Annotated in this window: 11 protein-coding genes; 3 read left to right on the top strand and 8 right to left on the bottom strand. The window is 72.0% G+C overall.

The features are described from left to right. The first annotated feature begins 35 nt into the window (after positions 1-35). Positions 36-1,979, top strand: a complete 1,944-nt coding sequence (locus WMF24_RS37635; RefSeq protein WP_437732277.1) for a sigma 54-interacting transcriptional regulator — start codon at positions 36-38, stop codon at positions 1,977-1,979. Continuing rightward, positions 1,979-4,438, top strand: coding sequence for an endonuclease MutS2 (locus tag WMF24_RS37630; RefSeq protein ID WP_437732276.1), 2,460 nt, complete (start codon positions 1,979-1,981; stop codon positions 4,436-4,438). Before WMF24_RS37635 ends, WMF24_RS37630 begins: the two co-directional genes overlap by 1 nt. Positions 4,439-4,507: 69 nt before the next feature. On the opposite strand, the gene nusB is transcribed toward WMF24_RS37630, so the two are convergent. The 8 genes from nusB to WMF24_RS37590 form a co-directional block, all read right to left on the bottom strand. Beyond that, complete coding sequence (gene nusB, locus WMF24_RS37625; RefSeq protein ID WP_437732275.1) at positions 4,508-4,930, bottom strand: transcription antitermination factor NusB; 423 nt, start codon at positions 4,928-4,930, stop codon at positions 4,508-4,510. Positions 4,931-4,946: 16 nt separating this feature from the next. After that, on the bottom strand, positions 4,947-5,456 hold the full coding sequence (ribH, locus tag WMF24_RS37620) for a 6,7-dimethyl-8-ribityllumazine synthase (RefSeq protein ID WP_437732274.1): 510 nt from the start codon (positions 5,454-5,456) through the stop codon (positions 4,947-4,949). A gap of 115 nt (positions 5,457-5,571) precedes the next feature. Next, a complete protein-coding gene (gene ribB / locus WMF24_RS37615) occupies positions 5,572-6,741 on the bottom strand; it encodes a 3,4-dihydroxy-2-butanone-4-phosphate synthase (RefSeq protein ID WP_437732273.1) in 1,170 nt (389 codons plus the stop codon). A gap of 55 nt (positions 6,742-6,796) precedes the next feature. Next, positions 6,797-7,540: a riboflavin synthase gene (locus WMF24_RS37610; RefSeq protein WP_437732272.1), complete on the bottom strand. Its 744-nt coding sequence runs from the start codon at positions 7,538-7,540 to the stop codon at positions 6,797-6,799. A 16-nt stretch (positions 7,541-7,556) separates the two neighbouring features. Further along, positions 7,557-7,928: a PilZ domain-containing protein gene (locus WMF24_RS37605; protein WP_437732271.1), complete on the bottom strand. Its 372-nt coding sequence runs from the start codon at positions 7,926-7,928 to the stop codon at positions 7,557-7,559. Positions 7,929-7,934: 6 nt separating this feature from the next. Further along, positions 7,935-10,730, bottom strand: a complete 2,796-nt coding sequence (locus tag WMF24_RS37600) for an Rne/Rng family ribonuclease (RefSeq protein ID WP_437732270.1) — start codon at positions 10,728-10,730, stop codon at positions 7,935-7,937. A gap of 612 nt (positions 10,731-11,342) precedes the next feature. After that, positions 11,343-11,882: a hypothetical protein gene (locus WMF24_RS37595; RefSeq protein ID WP_437732269.1), complete on the bottom strand. Its 540-nt coding sequence runs from the start codon at positions 11,880-11,882 to the stop codon at positions 11,343-11,345. Positions 11,883-12,201: 319 nt separating this feature from the next. Beyond that, complete coding sequence (locus tag WMF24_RS37590) at positions 12,202-13,767, bottom strand: acyl-CoA carboxylase subunit beta (protein WP_437732268.1); 1,566 nt, start codon at positions 13,765-13,767, stop codon at positions 12,202-12,204. 631 nt (positions 13,768-14,398) lie between these two features. Here WMF24_RS37590 and WMF24_RS37585 point away from each other — a divergent pair. Next, positions 14,399-17,149 (top strand): protein kinase domain-containing protein, encoded by a 2,751-nt coding sequence (locus WMF24_RS37585; protein ID WP_437732267.1) that lies wholly within the window; start codon positions 14,399-14,401, stop codon positions 17,147-17,149. The last annotated feature ends 1 nt before the right edge of the window (position 17,150 follow it).

Raw genomic sequence — 17,150 nt, 5'->3', positions numbered from 1 at the left:
GCAACACGGCTGCGTGGGGCCGCGGCGCGCCTGCTATGCTCCTGCCGATGCCGACCCTGAAGTATTTTGTCTCCGAGGGCGCGCCACGCCTGTACTGCGTCCACAAGCCCGTCACGACGATCGGCAAGGCGCTCGGAAACGACGTCGCGGTCGCGGGGGCCGGGGTGCTGGAGCATCACGCGCAGATCGTGTTCGACGGGCGCGATTTCGTGCTCGAGGAGTGCGAGCGCGACGGCGAGATCGCGATCAACGGCAAGAAGAAGCGGCGCGCCCGCCTCGTGCACGGCGACCGCCTCCAGCTCGGCGCGGTCGAGATCGGGTTCTCGATGTTCGCCGAGGCGCCGCCCGCCCACGAGCGGCTCCCGGCGGGCGACGACGGGGATGAGCGGACCGCGTCGCCTCAGGTCTCGTCCGAGCTCGCCGGCGTCCGCAAGCTGTTCGCCTTCAGCGAGAAGCTCATCAACCGGCGCAGCGTCGACGAGCTCCTCGAGGCGATGCTCGACGACGTCATCGAGCTGACCCACGCCGACAAGGGGTTCTTGCTGCTGCTGGAGGGCGCGGAGGCGGCGGCCGACACCGCGGTGCGCGGGGGCACGCTGGCGAAGGCGGCGGGCGGCGACCGCAAGCTCGCGGTGCGCGCGTCGCGCAACGTCCGCAAGGAGGCGATCACCGACGCGGCCGGGGGCATCTCGGACAGCATCGTGCGGCAGGTCATCGCCACGGGCCGCCCCGTCATCGTCTCCGACGCGCTCGCCGACACGCTGTTCGGCCGGAGCGACAGCGTCATCGCGATGAAGCTGTCCAGCGTGATGTGCGCGCCGCTCCTGTCGCAGGGCCAGATCATCGGCGCGCTCTACGTCGGCAACGACAAGATCAAGCACCTCTTCGACCGCGCCCAGCTCGACCTGCTCAGCATCTTCGCGTCCCAGGCCTCGCTCATCCTCCAGAACGCGATGCTCCTGAACGCCCTCCGGGCCGACAAGGCGAAGCTCGTCGCGGAGCTGCACGACAAGAAGTTCGGCGAGATCATCGGCGCCTGCCCGTCCATGGTCGAGGTGTTCCGCAAGCTCCAGAAGGTCGCGGCGACCGACATCAGCGTGCTCATCACCGGCGAGACGGGGACGGGCAAGGAGCTCATCGCGCGGGAGCTGCACCGGCGCAGCCAGCGCGAGGGCGGCCCCTTCATCACCATCAACTGCGGCGCGATCCCCGAGAACCTCATCGAGAGCGAGCTCTTCGGCCACGTGAAGGGGGCGTTCACCGGCGCCATCGCGAACCGCCCCGGCAAGTTCCAGATCGCCGACAAGGGCACGCTGTTCCTCGACGAGATCGGCGAGCTCCCGCTGAACCTCCAGGTGAAGCTCCTCCGCGCCCTCCAGGAGCGGGTCGTCTTCCGCGTCGGCGACTCGAAGCCCGAGAAGGTCGACATCCGCATCGTCGCGGCGACGAACCGCAACCTCGAGGAGGAGATCCGCACCGGCAACTTCCGGGAGGACCTCTACTACCGGCTCAACGTCGTGAACCTGTGGCTCCCGCCGCTCCGCGAGCGGGGCGACGACGTGCTGATCATCGCCAAGGTGCTGCTCTCGAAGTACGCGGACGAGCTCGGCAGCCCCGTGCGCGGCTTCAGCCCGGCCGCGCTCGCCGCCATCAAGAAGTACTCGTGGCCCGGCAACATCCGGCAGCTCGAGAACCGCATCAAGAAGGCGCTCGTCCTCTGCGACCAGGCGCTCCTCGGCGTGGAGGACCTCGACCTCGGCCCCGGCGCCGAGACGGCGATCATGCCGCTCGAGAAGGCGAAGGAGGAGTTCCAGCGGCGGTACGTGCTGGAGGCGCTCGAGCGCAACAACGGCAACCGCACGCAGACGGCCCGCGACCTCGGCGTCGACCCGCGCACCATCTTCCGCTACCTCGAGAAGGAGCAGAACCCGATGCCGAGCGGGGCCGGCGGCGTGGCCCGCGATCCAACCGAAGCGTGATGGAATACAACCCCGAAGGGCCCTTCGCAGATCCCTGTCCGACAAAGACCCGCGCCGACCTGGAGTGGGACCGCATCCTCGAGGCGCTCGCCGAGCGCTGCGCGTCGCGCGCCGGCAAGCGGCTCGCCCGGGCCCTGCCGTTCGCGTCCACGCGCGCCGAGGCGCTCACGATGCTCGCGGAGGTGCGCGAGGCGTTCGAGCTCGCCCGGGCCGGGGAGCCGCTGCCGTCGCGCGACGTCGCGGAGCTCGAGGACGCGCTCGACCGGGCGCGCATCGGCGCCTCGCTCGCGAACGAGGAGCTCCGCGCCGTGCTCGGCCTGCTCGAGGCCGCGCGCACGTCGCGCCAGTACCTGCAGAGCCGGCGGCAGATCGCGCCCACGCTCTTCGCCGCGTGCGCGACGAACCCGGAGCTCGACGCCGTCGCGCGCGAGCTCGCGGCGGCCTTCGATCCGGACGGCACGCTCTCGGACCGCGCCTCGCCCCGGCTAGAGGAGCTCCGCGCCGAGCGGCGCGCCGTGCGCGACAGGCTCGTCCGCCGCCTCGAGGACCTCATCCAGAAGCACGAGGACATCCTCCAGGACCGCTACTGGACCGAGCGCGACGGGCGCTACGTGCTCCCGGTCCGCACCGACGCGCACGAGCGCTTCCCGGGCATCGTCCACGCGACCAGCGCGAGCGGCGCCACCGTGTTCGTCGAGCCCCGGGTGCTCGTCGAGACGGGCAACCGGATGAAGATGGTCGACGCCGAGGTCGCGCGCGAGGAGCAGGCCATCTACGCCGCGCTCACCGCCCGCGTCGCCGAGGACATCGAGAGCGTCGCCGCCGCCGCCCGCGCGCTGGCCCACGCCGACGTGCGGGCCGCCGCCGCGCGCCTCGCGCGCGACCTCGACCTCACCTTCCCGGACGTCCCGGAGGACGCCTTCGCCGATCGAGGCGCCTCGGACGGCGCGCCGCGCCCGCCCTCGATCGAGCTCATCGCCGGCCGCCACCCGCTCCTCGCGCTCGACGGCGTGAAGGTGGTCCCGAGCGACGTCTCGATGAGCGCAGGCCGCGCGATGATCGTCTCCGGCCCGAACGCTGGCGGCAAGACCGTGGCCCTGAAGACGCTCGGGCTCGCGGCGCTGATGGTCCGCGCCGGCCTGCCGGTCGCGGCGCGGGAGGGCTCGCGCGTCGCGCTGTTCGACGTCGTGCTGACCGACGTCGGCGACGACCAGAACCTCCACAAGAACCTGTCGACCTTCAGCGCGCACGTGCAGAACCTGGGGCAGATCCTCGCCGAGACGCGCCCCGGGGCCCTCGTCCTGCTCGACGAGCTCGCCGGCGGCACCGATCCGCGCGAGGGAGAGGCGCTCGCCGCGGCCGTGCTCGACTCGCTCTGCGCGCGCGGCGGCACCGTCGTCTGCACCACGCACTACGAGGGCCTGAAGGCGCTCGCGCTCGGCGATCCTCGCTTCGAGAACGCCTCGGTCGGCTTCGATCTCGCTACCATGGCCCCGACCTTCCGGCTCGTCATCGGCGTGCCGGGCGCCTCGAGCGCGCTCGCGGTCGCGCGGCGGTTCGGTATCCCGGCGGCCGTCCTCGAGCGGGCCGAGCGCTTCCTCACGAAGGAGGCGGTCACCTTCGAGCAGATGGTCGAGAAGCTCTCGGCCGAGCGCCGCGCGCTCGAGCTCGCGCGCGAGGACGCGGAGCGCGAGGCGGCCGCCGCCCGCTCGAAGCGGCGCGAGCTCGACAGCGAGATCGGGCGGCTCCGGGAGAAGGAGCGCGGCGTGCTCACGCGCGAGGGCGAGGCGCTGCTCGCCAGCCTGCGGCGCGCGCGCGAGGACCTCAAGGCGGCGCAGTCGCGCCTGCGCGGCAAGCCCTCCGAGGAGGACGTGCGGGCGGCCGCGCGCGTCATGGACGCGGTCGGGCAGAAGACGTCGATCGGCGGCGAGCTCGAGCTTCGCCCGAAGGACGAGCCGCCGGCGCGGCCCGCGGTCGACGCGGCCGCCATCCGCGTCGGCACCCGCGTCTACGTGCCCCGCCTGCGGGCCGAGGCCGAGGTGGTCGAGGTCCTCTCCGGCGGCCAGCTCCGGGTCGCCGCCGGCGCGCTCAAGCTCACGACCTCGATCGCCGAGCTGCGCGGCACCGGCGCGCCGCCGGCCGCCGCGGCGCCGCCGCAGCAGCGCCGCGTCGACCTCGACGCCGCGGCGGATCCGGACGTCCCGATCCAGACGGCGGACAACACGGTCGACCTGCGGGGCCTGCGCGCGCACGAGGCGGTCGCGATGGCCGAGCAGTTCCTCGACCGCTCGCTCGGCGCGGGCCGCCGGGTCACGTTCTTCGTCCACGGGCACGGCACGGGCGCCCTTCGCGACGCCGTCCGCGAGGCGCTGCGATCGAGCCCCTACGTGGCGCGCCTCCGCCCGGGCGGCCCCAGCGAGGGCGGCGACGGCGTCACGGTCGCCTGGCTGAAGTGGTGAGCCCGAGCGCCGCGTGGTGAGCGCGCGGCCGCGGTGAGCGCGCGCCGCGTGTCGCGGCGCTCGGCGCGCTCAGCGATCCCGATCGACGCGGCCGAGGTTCTCGGCGACCCGGTCGAGCACGCCGTTCACGAAGGCGCCGCTCTCCTCGCTGCCGTAGCGCTTGGCGAGCTCGACCGCCTCGTCGAGGATGACCGCGCGCGGCACCTCCGGGTGGTTCATGAGCTCCCACGCGCCGAGCCGGAGGACGTTCCGGTCGACCCGCGCCATCCGCTCCAGGCGCCAGTTCGTGCTCGCCTTGCGGATCGCCTCGTCCACGGCCGCGAGGTCCTTCGCGACGCCGCGCACCACCTCGTCCGCGTAGTCGCGCCCCTCCGGGTCACCCGGGGTCTCGCGCCAGAAGGTCGCGACGACGCGCGACGCCGGGTTCCCGCCAGCTTCCAACGCGAACAGCATCTGCAAGGCCGCTTCGCGGCCGGTCGAGCGCGCACCCATCTCTCACAACCTTCGTCTACAGGCCAGCAGCGTCCAGCGCCGCGCCGAGCGCGAGCATCTCGATCGCGCTGACGGCGGCCTCCCACCCCTTATTGCCATGCTTCGTGCCCGCCCGCTCGATCGCCTGCTCGATCGAGTCGGTCGTCAGGACCCCGAACGTGACGGGCACCCCGGTCTGGAGCGACACCGTCGCGATCCCCTTCGTGACCTCGGCCGCCACATAATCGAAATGCGGCGTGGAGCCCCGGATCACCGCGCCCAGGGTGATGATCGCGTCGACGCTCTTCTTGTGCGCGAGCCGCCCCACGACGGTGGGCATCTCCCACGCGCCCGGGACGCGCACGATCGACGTCCGCTCGAGCGCGCCGCCGTGCCGCGCGATGGCGTCGAGCGCTCCCTCGACCAGGCGGTCGACGATGAAGTGGTTGAAGCGGCTCGCGACGACCGCGAAGCGCGCCCCCGGCGGGACCACCAGGTTGCCTTCGATCACCCTCGCCTGTGCCTGCCCGACCGCCTGCTCTGCCATCCGACGTTCCTCTCTCCTGCCGCGCGGGTGCGCGGTCGCTGGGGTCGCGATCGCGTCCCGGCGTCCTTTACCACGCGCTCACGTGCGCTTGCATGAGCGCATGCGCGCCCGCGCCTCAGGCCTCGCCCTTCATCGAGACGAGCGGCACGCGCTCGGCCACGGTGAGCCCGAACCCGGTGATCCCCGCGATCTTCGGCTGGCTGTTCGTGAGCAGCCGGATCTGGTGCACCCCGAGGTCCGCCAGGACCTGCGCGCCGAGGCCGAACTCCCGCAGCGTCCACGGCTGCTGCGTCTTCACCACGGGGCCCGTGTCGTCGGGGCCCGGGCCCTTCAAGAGCTCCAGCTCGCGGCTCAGGTCCCCTCGCGGGGGGATGTAGATGACCACGCCGACGCCGGCGTGCTCGATCGCGAGGAGCGCCTCGCGCAGGTTCGTGCCGCCGTCGAAGGGCGTCGAGCTGAAGAGGTCCGCGACGGTCGAGCCGGAGTGCACGCGGCAGAGGATCGGCTCCTGCGTCGCGACGACGCCCTTGGTCAGCGCGAGGAACTGCCGTGGCTCGTTGATGACCTCGTAAACGTAGGCGGTCCACTCCGTGCCCGTGAGGTCGAGCCGCAGCGTCCGCTCGCTCACGCGGCGGACCAGCCGCTCGGTCTGGAGCCGGTACTGGATGAGGTCCGCGACCGTCACGATCAGCAGGCCGTGCTTCGCGGCGAACACCTCGAGGTCCGGCATGCGGGCCATGCTGCCGTCGTCGTTCATGATCTCGCAGATCACGCCCGCGGGCCGCAGCCCGGCGAGCCGCGCGAGGTCCACGGACCCCTCGGTCTGCCCCGTCCGCACGAGCACGCCCCCGCGGCGCGCCTTCAGCGGAAAGACGTGCCCCGGCGTCACGAGGTCCTCGGGGCTGGCGTCGCGCGCGCACGCGACCCGGATCGTGTGCGCCCGATCGGCGGCGCTGATCCCGGTCGTCACCCCGGTTCGCGCCTCGATGCTCACGGTGAAGGCGGTGCCGAGCGGCGGCCCGTTCCGCCCCGGCGCCGACATCATCGGCAGCTCGAGGCGCGCGACCTGCTCCTCGTCGAGGGCGAGGCAGATGAGGCCGCGCCCGTGCATCGCCATGAAGTTGATCGCCTCCGGGGTCACCGCCTCCGCCGCCATGCAGAGGTCGCCCTCGTTCTCGCGATCCTCGTCGTCGACGAGGATCACCATCTTGCCGGCGCGGATGTGGTCCAGCGCGGTGTTGACGCGATCGAGCACCGCCTTGTCGATGGTCAGCCGGTGAGGCATCGGACCCCCGGAGGTCATGTCCTGGCCGAGCTTGCCGCTCGAGGCGGACAGGGCCTCACCAGAATCCCCCCGCGCGCAGCTTTGCGAGGAGTCGTTCGTCGTGATCCGCATTCTCTCCCGTATTTCCACGCTCTGCGTCGCGCTGGACAGCGGCGTCGCCGTCGCGTGTCTCTCGGTGCGAGAGGCTCCGCAGGCCAGCGAGCGACGCGACCTCGAGCGTCCGCGCGACGTAGCGCGCGAGCACGTCGACTTCAAGGTTGACGGTCGCGCCGGGTCGGAGCTCGCCGAGGAGCGTCCGCTCGATGGTGTGCGGGACCAGCATCACCTCGAACCACGTCTCCGCCGCGCCCGCCGTGGACACGGCGTTGAGCGTGAGGCTCGCGCCGTCGATGGCGATCGAGCCCTTGGGAGCCAGGAACCGCGCGAGCTCTGTCGGCGCGCTCACCGCGAGGCGGATCGCGTCGCCGGATCGCCCCTGCTCTCTCACGCGGCCGAGCCCGTCGACGTGTCCCAGGACCACGTGACCGCCCATGCGCGCGCCGAGCGGCGTCGCCCGCTCGAGGTGGACGCGCGCGCCGACCGGCAGCCCACCGAGCGTCGTGCGGCCGAGGGTCTCCGAGGACATGTCGCACTCGAACCCGCCGGGCGCGATGCGGTCGACGGTGAGGCAGGCGCCGTTGACGCTCACGGACTCGCCGAGCGTCAGCGGCCCGAGGCTCGCCTCGATGAGCGCGCGGGCCACGGGGCCGCCGCTCCTGCGACGGAGGATCCCGATCGTCTCGACAAGCCCGGTGAACATCGCCGAAGCGCCCTGCCTAGTCCTTCGGGGTGCGGTGCCCCTGGCTCGTCAGGAGCTTGTCGATGAGCCCTTGCGAGTAGCTCGACAGCTCGGTGAAGACGACCCCCATCCCCTGCGGATCGTCGTGCACGCGCACGACCTCGCCGACGCCCTCGATCGTCTCGATGTCATCCATGATCACGGTGAACCGGAGGTTCACCTTCGTCCCGACGGCGAGCGGCGTCTTCGACCGCACGAACACGCCGGTCCGGGAGATGTTCGTCACGTACTCGTTGATGAACGCGTCATACGACTCGAACTCCTTGTTGATGGTGACGCGCTCTTCCCTGCGTCCCGTCTTCAACGACTCGCTCTCGCTGCTCTCCGGAGAACCCTGATCGTCCGCCATGGCGCCTTACCTGCCTTGCAGATCGAACTGCTCGAGGTGGTACTCCTTTCGGGGCACGAGATCGATCCGGCGCTGGAACAGCCGCTCCGCCTCCTGCACGGCGATGCGCTCGTCGTTCTTCAGCAGGTCGATCACCGCCGGATGCGCGTTCACCACGACCGAGTAGCCGGGCAGGTTCATCCGCTCGCGCCGTATCTGCCTCAGGATCTCGTAGGCGACGGTCTGCTTGGACTGGAGCTGGCCCGTCCCGTCGCAGTAGAAGCACGGCTCGAGGATCGTGCGCCCGAGGCTCTCGCGCGTGCGCTTCCGGGTCATCTCGATGAGGCCCAGATCGGAGATCCGGTTCAGCGTGGTCTTCGCCTTGTCCCTGGCGAGCAGCTCCTCGAGGCGGCGCCGCACCTTCTCCCGGTTCTGGGCGCGCTCCATGTCGATGAGGTCGAGGATGATCAGCCCGCCGATGTTGCGGAACCGGAGCTGATAGGCGATCTCCTCGACCGCCTCCAGGTTCGTGGTCAGGATCGTCTCCTCGAGATCCTTCGAGCCCTTGCCGACGAACCGCCCCGTGTTCACGTCGATCGCGGTGAGCGCCTCGGCCTGATCGATGATCAGGTGCCCGCCCGACGGGAGCGGGACCTTGCGCGACAGCGCGCGCTGGATCTCGTCCTCGATCCCGTACGCGTCGAAGATCGGCTCCGTCCCCTCGTAGAGCTCCACCGCGTCGGCGCGCTCGGGCATGAACATCTCGACGAAGCGCCGCAGCCGGATGTACTCCTCGCGGTCGTCGATCACGATCTTCTCGATGTCGTCGGTGAAGAGGTCGCGGGCCGTCTTCAGCACGAGATCGAGCTCGGTGTAGAGCACCGCCGGCGCCCGCACGCCGCTCTCGCGCTTCTTCGCGACCTCGCCCCAGAGGCGCACGAGGTAGCCGACGTCGGCCTTGAGCTGCTTCTTCGTGAGGCCCTCGGCGAGGGTGCGCACGATGAGCCCGCCCTGCGGGGGCTTCATCGCCTCGATCGCCTCCCGCAGCCGGGAGCGCTCCTTCTCCGAGCCGATGCGCTTGGAGATCCCGATGTGATCGACCGTCGGGAGGTACACGACGTAGCGGCCGGGCAGCGAGATGTGGCTCGTGACCCGGGCGCCCTTGGTCCCGATCGGCTCCTTCGAGATCTGGACGATGACCTCCTGCCCCTCGCGGACGACCTCGCGGATCGGGGTCGACTTCGAGATGCGCGGCGGCTCGTTCTGCCAGGTGCGCGCGCCCTGCTGGCCGCGCGCGGCGCCCTTGCCCTTGCCGTCGCGCGGCTGGTCGCGCCCGCGCTCGCGCGCCCGCTGGTCGCGCCCGCCCCGGTCGCGTCCCTCGCGTCCGCCCTGCTGCCCCCGTCCGCCCCGGTCGCGTCCCTCGCGCGGCGTCTCGCGGCCCTCGCGGCCTTCGCGCGGCGTCTCGCGCCCCTCGCGGCCTTCGCGCGGCGTCTCGCGGCCCTCGCGGCCTTCGCGCGGCGTCTCGCGGCCCTCGCGGCCTTCGCGCGGCGTCTCGCGCCCCGCGCGTCCCTCGCGCGGCGTCTCGCGGCCTTCGCGCCCTTCGCGCGGCGTCTCGCGGCCTTCGCGCGGCGTCTCGCGGGCTTCCGCGGGGGACGCCCCCTCCGGCGCGGCGGTCCCGCCATCCAGGTTGGCGCGCCGATCGCGCGTCCGCCCCGACCGGCGCACCCGAGCGTCCCGCCGGCCGCGCGTGCGCCCGCTGCGCGCCCGCGCCGCCGGCGGCACCTCGTCGCCCGCGGCTTCCGGCGCGCCCGCCTCGACGGCCGCCGTTGCGGTCTCCTCGGACCGGGCAGGCCACGCGCCGGCGTGCGCGTCCGACGCGCTTCCCGCATGCGCCTCGGCCGCCTCGCCCTCCGCGGCGTCGCTCGGCGCCTCCGGGCGCTCCGCGGCGGCGCCCCACACGTCGGCGGCTTCCTCCGGCTGCGGCGAGGCAGGCTCGACGTCGTAGGTGGGCGCGTCGAGCTCGTCGTCTTCCTCGGAGCTCGCCACGTCCGGCCCCGCGTCGTCGGCGCTCGCCTCGTCGGCGTCGCTGCCGCCGCCGGGCGCGACGAGCTCCTCGTCGTCGTCGTCCTCCTCCGCGCTGTCCCGCTCGGGCTCGCCGTCGATCTCCGGTTCCAGCTCCGGACCGTCGTCGGCCTCGTCGAGCGCCACCATCGACCCGACGCCGGCGAACGCCTGTCCGGACGGGCTCTCGAGCACGTCGAGCGCCGTGGGCAGGTTGATCGGGACGTCGCTCGTCTCCTCGCCCGCCTCTTCGCTCGTTTCTTCGCCCGAGTCTTCCAGCGAGCCGTCCGCTTCGAGCGCGCCTTCGGCCTCGAACCCTTCCTCGGCCCCGAAGTCCGCGCCCTCGTGCGCCCCGTGGTGCTCGGCGGCTGCGCCTGGGCTCTCGGGCGCGGCCTCCGCGCCGGCGAGCTCGTGCACCTCGCTTTCTTCCGGCCCGGGCGCCTCGCTGGCGCGCGCGGCGCGGCCGCGCGAGGAGGCGCGTTCCTCCTCGGCAGGGCGGCGATGCCCGGCCAGGTACGCCTCGAAGTCGTCGGGCCGGATGAGATCCTCGACGTGCAGGAAGGCGGCTCGCTCGAGCCCCACGTCGATGAACGCGGCCTGCATCCCGGGCAAAACGCGGCTGACCTTGCCGAGGTAGATGTTTCCGAGCGTCCCCTTGGAGCTCTCCCGCTCGAGATGCAGCTCAGCGATGATCCCGTTTTCGATCAGCGCGACGCGTGTCTCGCGGATGTCCACATTGATGACGAGAAGGTTCTTTCCCATGTCGGATGCCGCACATCGGCGGCGCCGCCAAGCGTTACCACGGGTTGCCCGGGCCATGAAGGCGCAACGCGGCGCGCGCTGCGCGATTGAGGGCCCGGGGCAGGAGATCGACGAGCCGGGTCGGCCGCCACCTCGGTGAGCCTCCTTGCGCGTTTGCCGCTCCGCCGCGAGGAACGGCCGTGCCTGCACCGGAGCCTGCCGGGGCTGCCGGGGGCCGCAGCGGGGCAGGGGAGGGCCGCAGCGGGGCAGGGGAGGGGCGCGGCGGGCAGGGGCGCGGCGGGCAGGGGCGCGGCGGGCAGGGCCCACGGCGGGCAGGGCCCACGGCGGGCAGGGCCGCGGCGGAGGAGGGCCGCGGCGGAGGAGGGCCGCGGCGGGGCGGGACAGGGCCGCGGCGGGGCGAGGGCGGCGGGGCCGCGGCGCCCGCTCCTCAGCCTTGCCGACGTCGGCGATCTGCACGGGCACCGCCGAGCGCGCGTGCCCCGGGTGCAGCCACAGCAGATCCCGGTGGGGCGAAGCCGGGGCGATCGCTGTCATGAAAGGGAGCGCACAAAGTGCGAAGGGGGCGATCCTCCGTCGCCCCCTTCCGGCATGACCTGCGGTGGGCTCAGCGCCTCACGGCTGGCACAGCGGCTCATCGGCCGCGCCGCAGCTGTCGGGGCACTCCTGGCAGACAGTGCACTTGGCGATGGCGTCGTAGGCTTCCACCACGTCCGCGTCCACCGTGCGGCACTCTTCGGTGCACGCGGCCGGATCGGCCTTCTCGGAGCAGCCATCGAGGCAGGTCGCCAGCTTGAAACAAGGGCCATCCTTGTCCTTCAGGCAGGCATCGAGGATCTCCTTGCAAGGCCCATCTGTGGCGCACTTGTAGCAGCCCGTATTCGTGTCGCGGCCGCAGGTGTCCTCGGTGTCTTGACAGGTCGGGATCCCCGTCGAGGAAGAGCTCGTGGTGCCCGCGCCTCCTTGGCCTCCTTGGCCTCCTTCGCCGCCGGAACCGCCATTGCCGCTGCCGCCGCTGCCGCCGGTTCCGCCGTTACCGCCGGAGCCGGTGCTCCCGCTGGTGGTGCCGGTCTTCGGCGGGTCGGCGCTGTTGTCACCGCATGCCACGAGGGCGCAACCGGAAATCAAAAACGCAGCGAATACCCAAGATTTCATGCTCAATACCTCCACAGAACCCAACCGACCCTTCATTCGTCAACTCGGCGCCCCCCCAACGCTCGGCATGCCCGCCAAACCACCCGCTTTCCTGCGCCGGCCCCCGGGTGCACCTGTGCAGATCGTTGGTCAGAGAGAAGCATCGCGCGTGGAGAAGAGAAAAAAACAGCCGCGCAAGTGGTTTCTACACGCTCGGGATCGGCCGCGCAACGGCGTCGCTCGCCGTGGCACGCTCCTGCCAGCGCGCTTCAAGCCGCTTTTCTGGTCGATCGCTCGTTGAGCATGATTCACGGGGGCGCGGCGCTGTCCCAAAATTCTACTAAAGCGGGATGTTTCCGTGTTTCTTCGGCGGGTTCTTGTCCCGCTTGTCGCGCAGGAGGTCGAGGGCCCGGGCCAGGCGACTGCGGAGCACGCGAGGGTAGATCACCTCGTCGATGAAGCCGAGCTCGGCCGCCTTGTACGGGGTGGCGAATTTCGCCTTGTAGTCCTCGATGAAGCGTGCGCGGGCGGCGGCCGGGTCGGCCGCTCGCTGGATCTCCCTTCGGTACACGACGTCCACCGCGCCCTCCGGGCCCATGACCGCGATCTCGGCGGTCGGGAAGGCGAGATTGTAATCGGCGCGGATGTGCTTGGACGCCATGACGTCGTAGGCGCCGCCGTACGCCTTGCGGGTGATCACCGTCACCTTCGGCACCGTGGCCTCCGCGAAGGCATAGAGGAGCTTCGCGCCGTGAGCGATGATCCCGCCGTATTCCTGATCGATCCCCGGCAGAAAGCCGGGCACGTCCACGAACGTGACGAGCGGGATATTGAAGCAGTCGCAACAGCGAACGAACCGCGCCGCCTTGATGCTGGCCTTGATGTCCAGGCAGCCGGCGAGCACCCGGGGCTGGTTCGCGACCACCCCGATGGGCGCGCCCCCGATCCGGGCGAAGCCGACCACGATGTTCTGCGCAAAGCGCTCGTGGATCTCGAAGAGGCGGCCGTCGTCGACCACGGCGCGCACGACCTGCTTGATGTCGTAGGACCTCGACGACCCGGCGGGGACCATCGCGTCGAGCTCCGGCACCTCGCGGTCCACGGGATCGCTCGAGGCGCGGCGCGGTGGACCTTCGGTGTTGTTCGAGGGCAGGAACGAGAGGAGCTCACGGAGCTGCGCGAGCGACGTCCGGTCGTCGGGTGCGGCAAGGTGGCATACGCCGCTCCTTTCGGCGTGGATGGCGGCGCCGCCGAGGTCTTCCGTCGTGACGTCCTCGTCGGTGACCGCCTTGATGACCTCGGGGCCGGTGACGAACAGGGTGCTCGTCCGCTCGGTCATCAGGATGAAGTCGGTGATGGCGGGCGAGTAGACGGCCGCGCCGGTGCACGGCCCGAGGATCGCGCTGATCTGGGGGACGACGCCGCTCGCGAGCGTGTTGCGGAGGAAGATGTCGGCGTAGCCGGCGAGCGACTCGACCCCCTCCTGGACGCGCGCGCCGGCCGAGTCGTTCAGCCCGATGATGGGCGCGCCGATCTTCATCGCGAGGTCCATCACCTTGCAGATCTTCGAGGCGTACGCGCCGGAGAGCGAGCCGCCGATCACGGTGAGGTCCTGCGCGAACACCACGACCTTGCGCCCGTCGATGAGCCCCCAGCCGGTCACCACGCCGTCGCCGAGGACCTTCTGCCTGTCCATGCCGAAGTCGGCGCACCGGTGGACGACGAACCGATCGATCTCGACGAACGACCCCGGATCGAGGAGCAGGTCGATGCGCTCCCGCGCGGACAGCTTGCCGGCCTCGTGCTGCCTGGCGAGGCGGTCTCTTCCGCCCCCATCGAGCGCGCGTCGGTTCATGTCGTCGAGCCGGGCGAGCTCCGGACGTCCCGGGGCCGTCGGATCAGCCATGCCCGCGGCCTACCATGCTCCCCCAGCGGATCGAAACCCTGCCGCGGGCGGCGGCGCGATCCCGCGGCAGCGCGATGTCGCCGGCCGGCGGGTACGACAACGAGGACAGCGGGGCGAGGTCAGCGGAGACGTGCGAGGCGAGCGCGGCGCGTCAGCCGCGGGGCGCGCGGCGCGTCAGCCGTGAGACGACGTCGTGCTCCCGGGGCGCGACGAAAAATGACCGCGCTCCGCGGCGGCCTCCACCCTACTCTCTTGCACAGCCGAGGGGACACCACGTACCCTGATCGGCGCTCATTGCCGCTGGTAAATGCAGGAATTTCGGACACGTAGACCCTCTGAAGACCGGGACGCCAGGGCTGCCACCGCCGCCGCAGCCTTGCCGCGCCGCGGCTCCGGCGCGGGCCGCTCGCGCCGGTGTGGCAGCAGCGCGGTCGCCAGCGACGGCACCTGAGGTGTGGCGTCTCGTGAGATGCGCACGGAGCAGCGTCACGGGAAGCCATGGAGCGCTCGCGGGAGCGCTCGCGGGAGCGCTCCGCCCATCCATCTCGCGCGGTCCTGGCCTCGGCGGTCCCGGCGTGGCCTTCCGCCGCGCATCGCAGGGTGAGATCGTTTCGGACGAGAGGTCGCTCGGGTGAAGCTCGCTCAGACGCGTGAGGCTCGTGCCCTGGCCGTCGCCGCCGTGGCTCGAGGGCTCATCGAGCCCAACGCCCTCTGGGACATGGCCTGCCGGTGGACCCTCGGCGGCGCGTCGACGCCCCAGGAGCTCTTCGAGGGGATCCTCACGCCCGAGCAGCTCGCCATGCTGCCGGAGCTGCTCGCGCAGGAGGGGCGCCCCCCGCCCGTCGCGCGCGCCCTCGCGCCGCATCCCATCGAGGATCCGGACGCGCTGCGCTTCGACACGCAGCGCGAGATCGACCTCCCCGAGGAGGAGGTCGTCGCCGATTTCCCGACGCTCGCGAGCTCCGCCACGCGCGCCGTGAGCGCCGGCGGCAGCCGCTACGAGGTCGGCGAGGCGCTCGGCGCGGGCGGCGCGGGCAAGGTGGTGAAGGCGCGCGACCGGGAGATCGGGCGCGTCGTGGCGCTGAAGACCCTGAAGCCCGGGGCCGAGGCGGACTCCGCGGTCGGCAACCGCTTCCTGACGGAGGCGCGCATCACGGCGCAGCTCGAGCACCCGAACATCATCCCGGTCTACGACCTGGGAACGCTGCCGAACGGCCAGCCCTACTACTCGATGCGGGTCGTCAAGCGGCAGAGCCTCCAGAACGTGCTGACGAACCCCGAGCTCCGCCGGCAGTGGCCCCTCGTCCGGCTCATCGGCGCGTTCGTGCAGATCTCGCGGGCGCTGGCCTACGCGCACCGGCGCGGCGTCGTCCACCGGGACATCAAGCCGGAGAACGTGCTGCTCGGCGACTACGGCGAGGTGTACCTGGGCGACTGGGGGAACGCGAAGCTGCTCTCGAGGGTGGAGGTGAGCGAGCCGATCTCCATCGACCCGACCGGGCAGGACTTCGGCCGCAAGCGGCACGAGGCGCTCGCGAGCGCGCTGTCGGGCACGCCGGGGTACATCGCGCCGGAGCAGATCCGGGGGGACCACGCGCGCATCGATCACCGCGCGGACATCTTCGCGCTCGGCGTGGTGCTCTACGAGATCCTCACCGGCGAGCACCCGTTCGACGCGCCGACGGTGCTCGCCGTGATCCTCGCGACGCAGACGCGCGACCCCAAGCCGCCGCGCTCGATCTCGCCGAGCTGCCCGCTCCTGCTCGAGGACCTCTGCCTCGCGATGCTCGCGAAGGATCCGGATCAGCGGCCGCCGACCGCGGACCGCGTCGCGGCGGAGGCGGAGGCGTTCCTCGAGGGCGCCAAGGAGCGGATGCGCCGGCGCGAGGAGGCGATCAAGCTGTGCGAGCTCGCCAAGGCCCCGCTCGAGCGCGATCGGCGGCTCGACGTGGAGCGCGAGCGGCTCGTCGAGGAGGCGCGGCGGCTGCTCAAGGACGTGAAGGAGTACGAGCCGATCGAGCGCAAGCGGGCCGGCTGGCAGCTCGAGGACAGGGCCGCCGGGGTCGAGCGAGAGCAGGCGCGCGCCGCCGCGGAGGCGATCGATCTCTACACCAAGGCGCTGGCGTACGACCCGGATCTGGTCGAGGCGCGCTCCGGGCTCGCGGATCTCTACTGGTCGCGCGCGGTGCGGGCGGACCAGGAGCACCAGCACGCGGCGCGCATCTACCACGAGGCGCTCGTGGCGGAGTTCGACGTGGGGCGCTACGCCGCGCTGCTCACGGCCGACTCGGTCATCTCGGTCGACTCGTCGCCGCCGGGCGCGACCGTCGTCGCGTACCGCTACGTCGAGAAGGATCGCATCCTCGTGGCGGGCGAGGAGCGCTCGCTCGGCCGCACGCCGCTGCGCGAGGTGCACCTCAAGCCGGGCAGCTACCTCTTCGTCCTGAAGCGCGCCGGCTACCGGGACGTGCGCTACCCGCTCTTGCTCAAGCGGGGCACCCACCACCGCGTCGAGGTGAACCTCTACACCGACGCGGAGATCGGCGAGGGGTTCGTCTACATCCCCGGGGGGGCCTTCGTCGCGGGCGGCGACGCGCAGGCCTACGATCCGCTCCGGCGCGCCGAGCTCCACGTCCCCGACTTCGCGATCGCGAAGTTCCCCGTCACCTTCCGCGAGTACTGCGAGTTCTTGAACGAGCTTGAGGCGCGCGATCTCGACCTCGCGCTGAAGCGCGCGCCGCACGGGACGCGCGGCTCCGAGGGCTACGTCGCGCGGCCCGCCAGCAACGGCGGCTGGGAGCCGCTGCCCACCGTCGTCGAAGGCGAGGCGCTGAAGCGGTTTCCCGTGGAGGAGGGGCACCTCTGGAACCTGCCCGTCATCCTCATCGACTGGTTCGACGCCGTGGCCTACTGCCGGTTCCGGAGCGAGCGCGACGGCATCGAGGTCCGGCTCCCCACCGAGCTGGAGTGGGAGAAGGCGGCGCGCGGGACCGACGGCCGGTTCTACCCGTGGGGCGATCATTTCGACCCCACGTTCTGCCTGATGCGCTCGTCGCGCCCGTTCCTGCCGCAGCCGGAGCCGGTCGGGACGTTCCCCATCGACACGTCGCCCTACGGCGTGCGCGACATGGCGGGCGGCGTGCGCGAGTGGGTCGCCGACGTGAACGGCGAGATGTCGTGGGCCGAGACGTCGCGCGAGCGCGAGTCCGCGGCCGACGCCGGCGGCGACGCGCCGCCGTGGCGCATCTCCCGCTCGGGGAGCTGGTCCGCGGACTCGCAGCAGTGCAGGAGCGCGTCGCGCACGCGCTTCTTCGGGATCACGCGCGCCCTGAACCTGTCGTTCCGGATCGCGAAGCCGCTCTCGCGCGGCACGGGCCGCTGAG

Source organism: Sorangium sp. So ce1335 (assembly GCF_051521615.1).
Lineage (GTDB): Bacteria > Myxococcota_A > Polyangia > Polyangiales > Polyangiaceae > Sorangium.
This window is presented reverse-complemented; position numbering and strand designations above follow the sequence as displayed.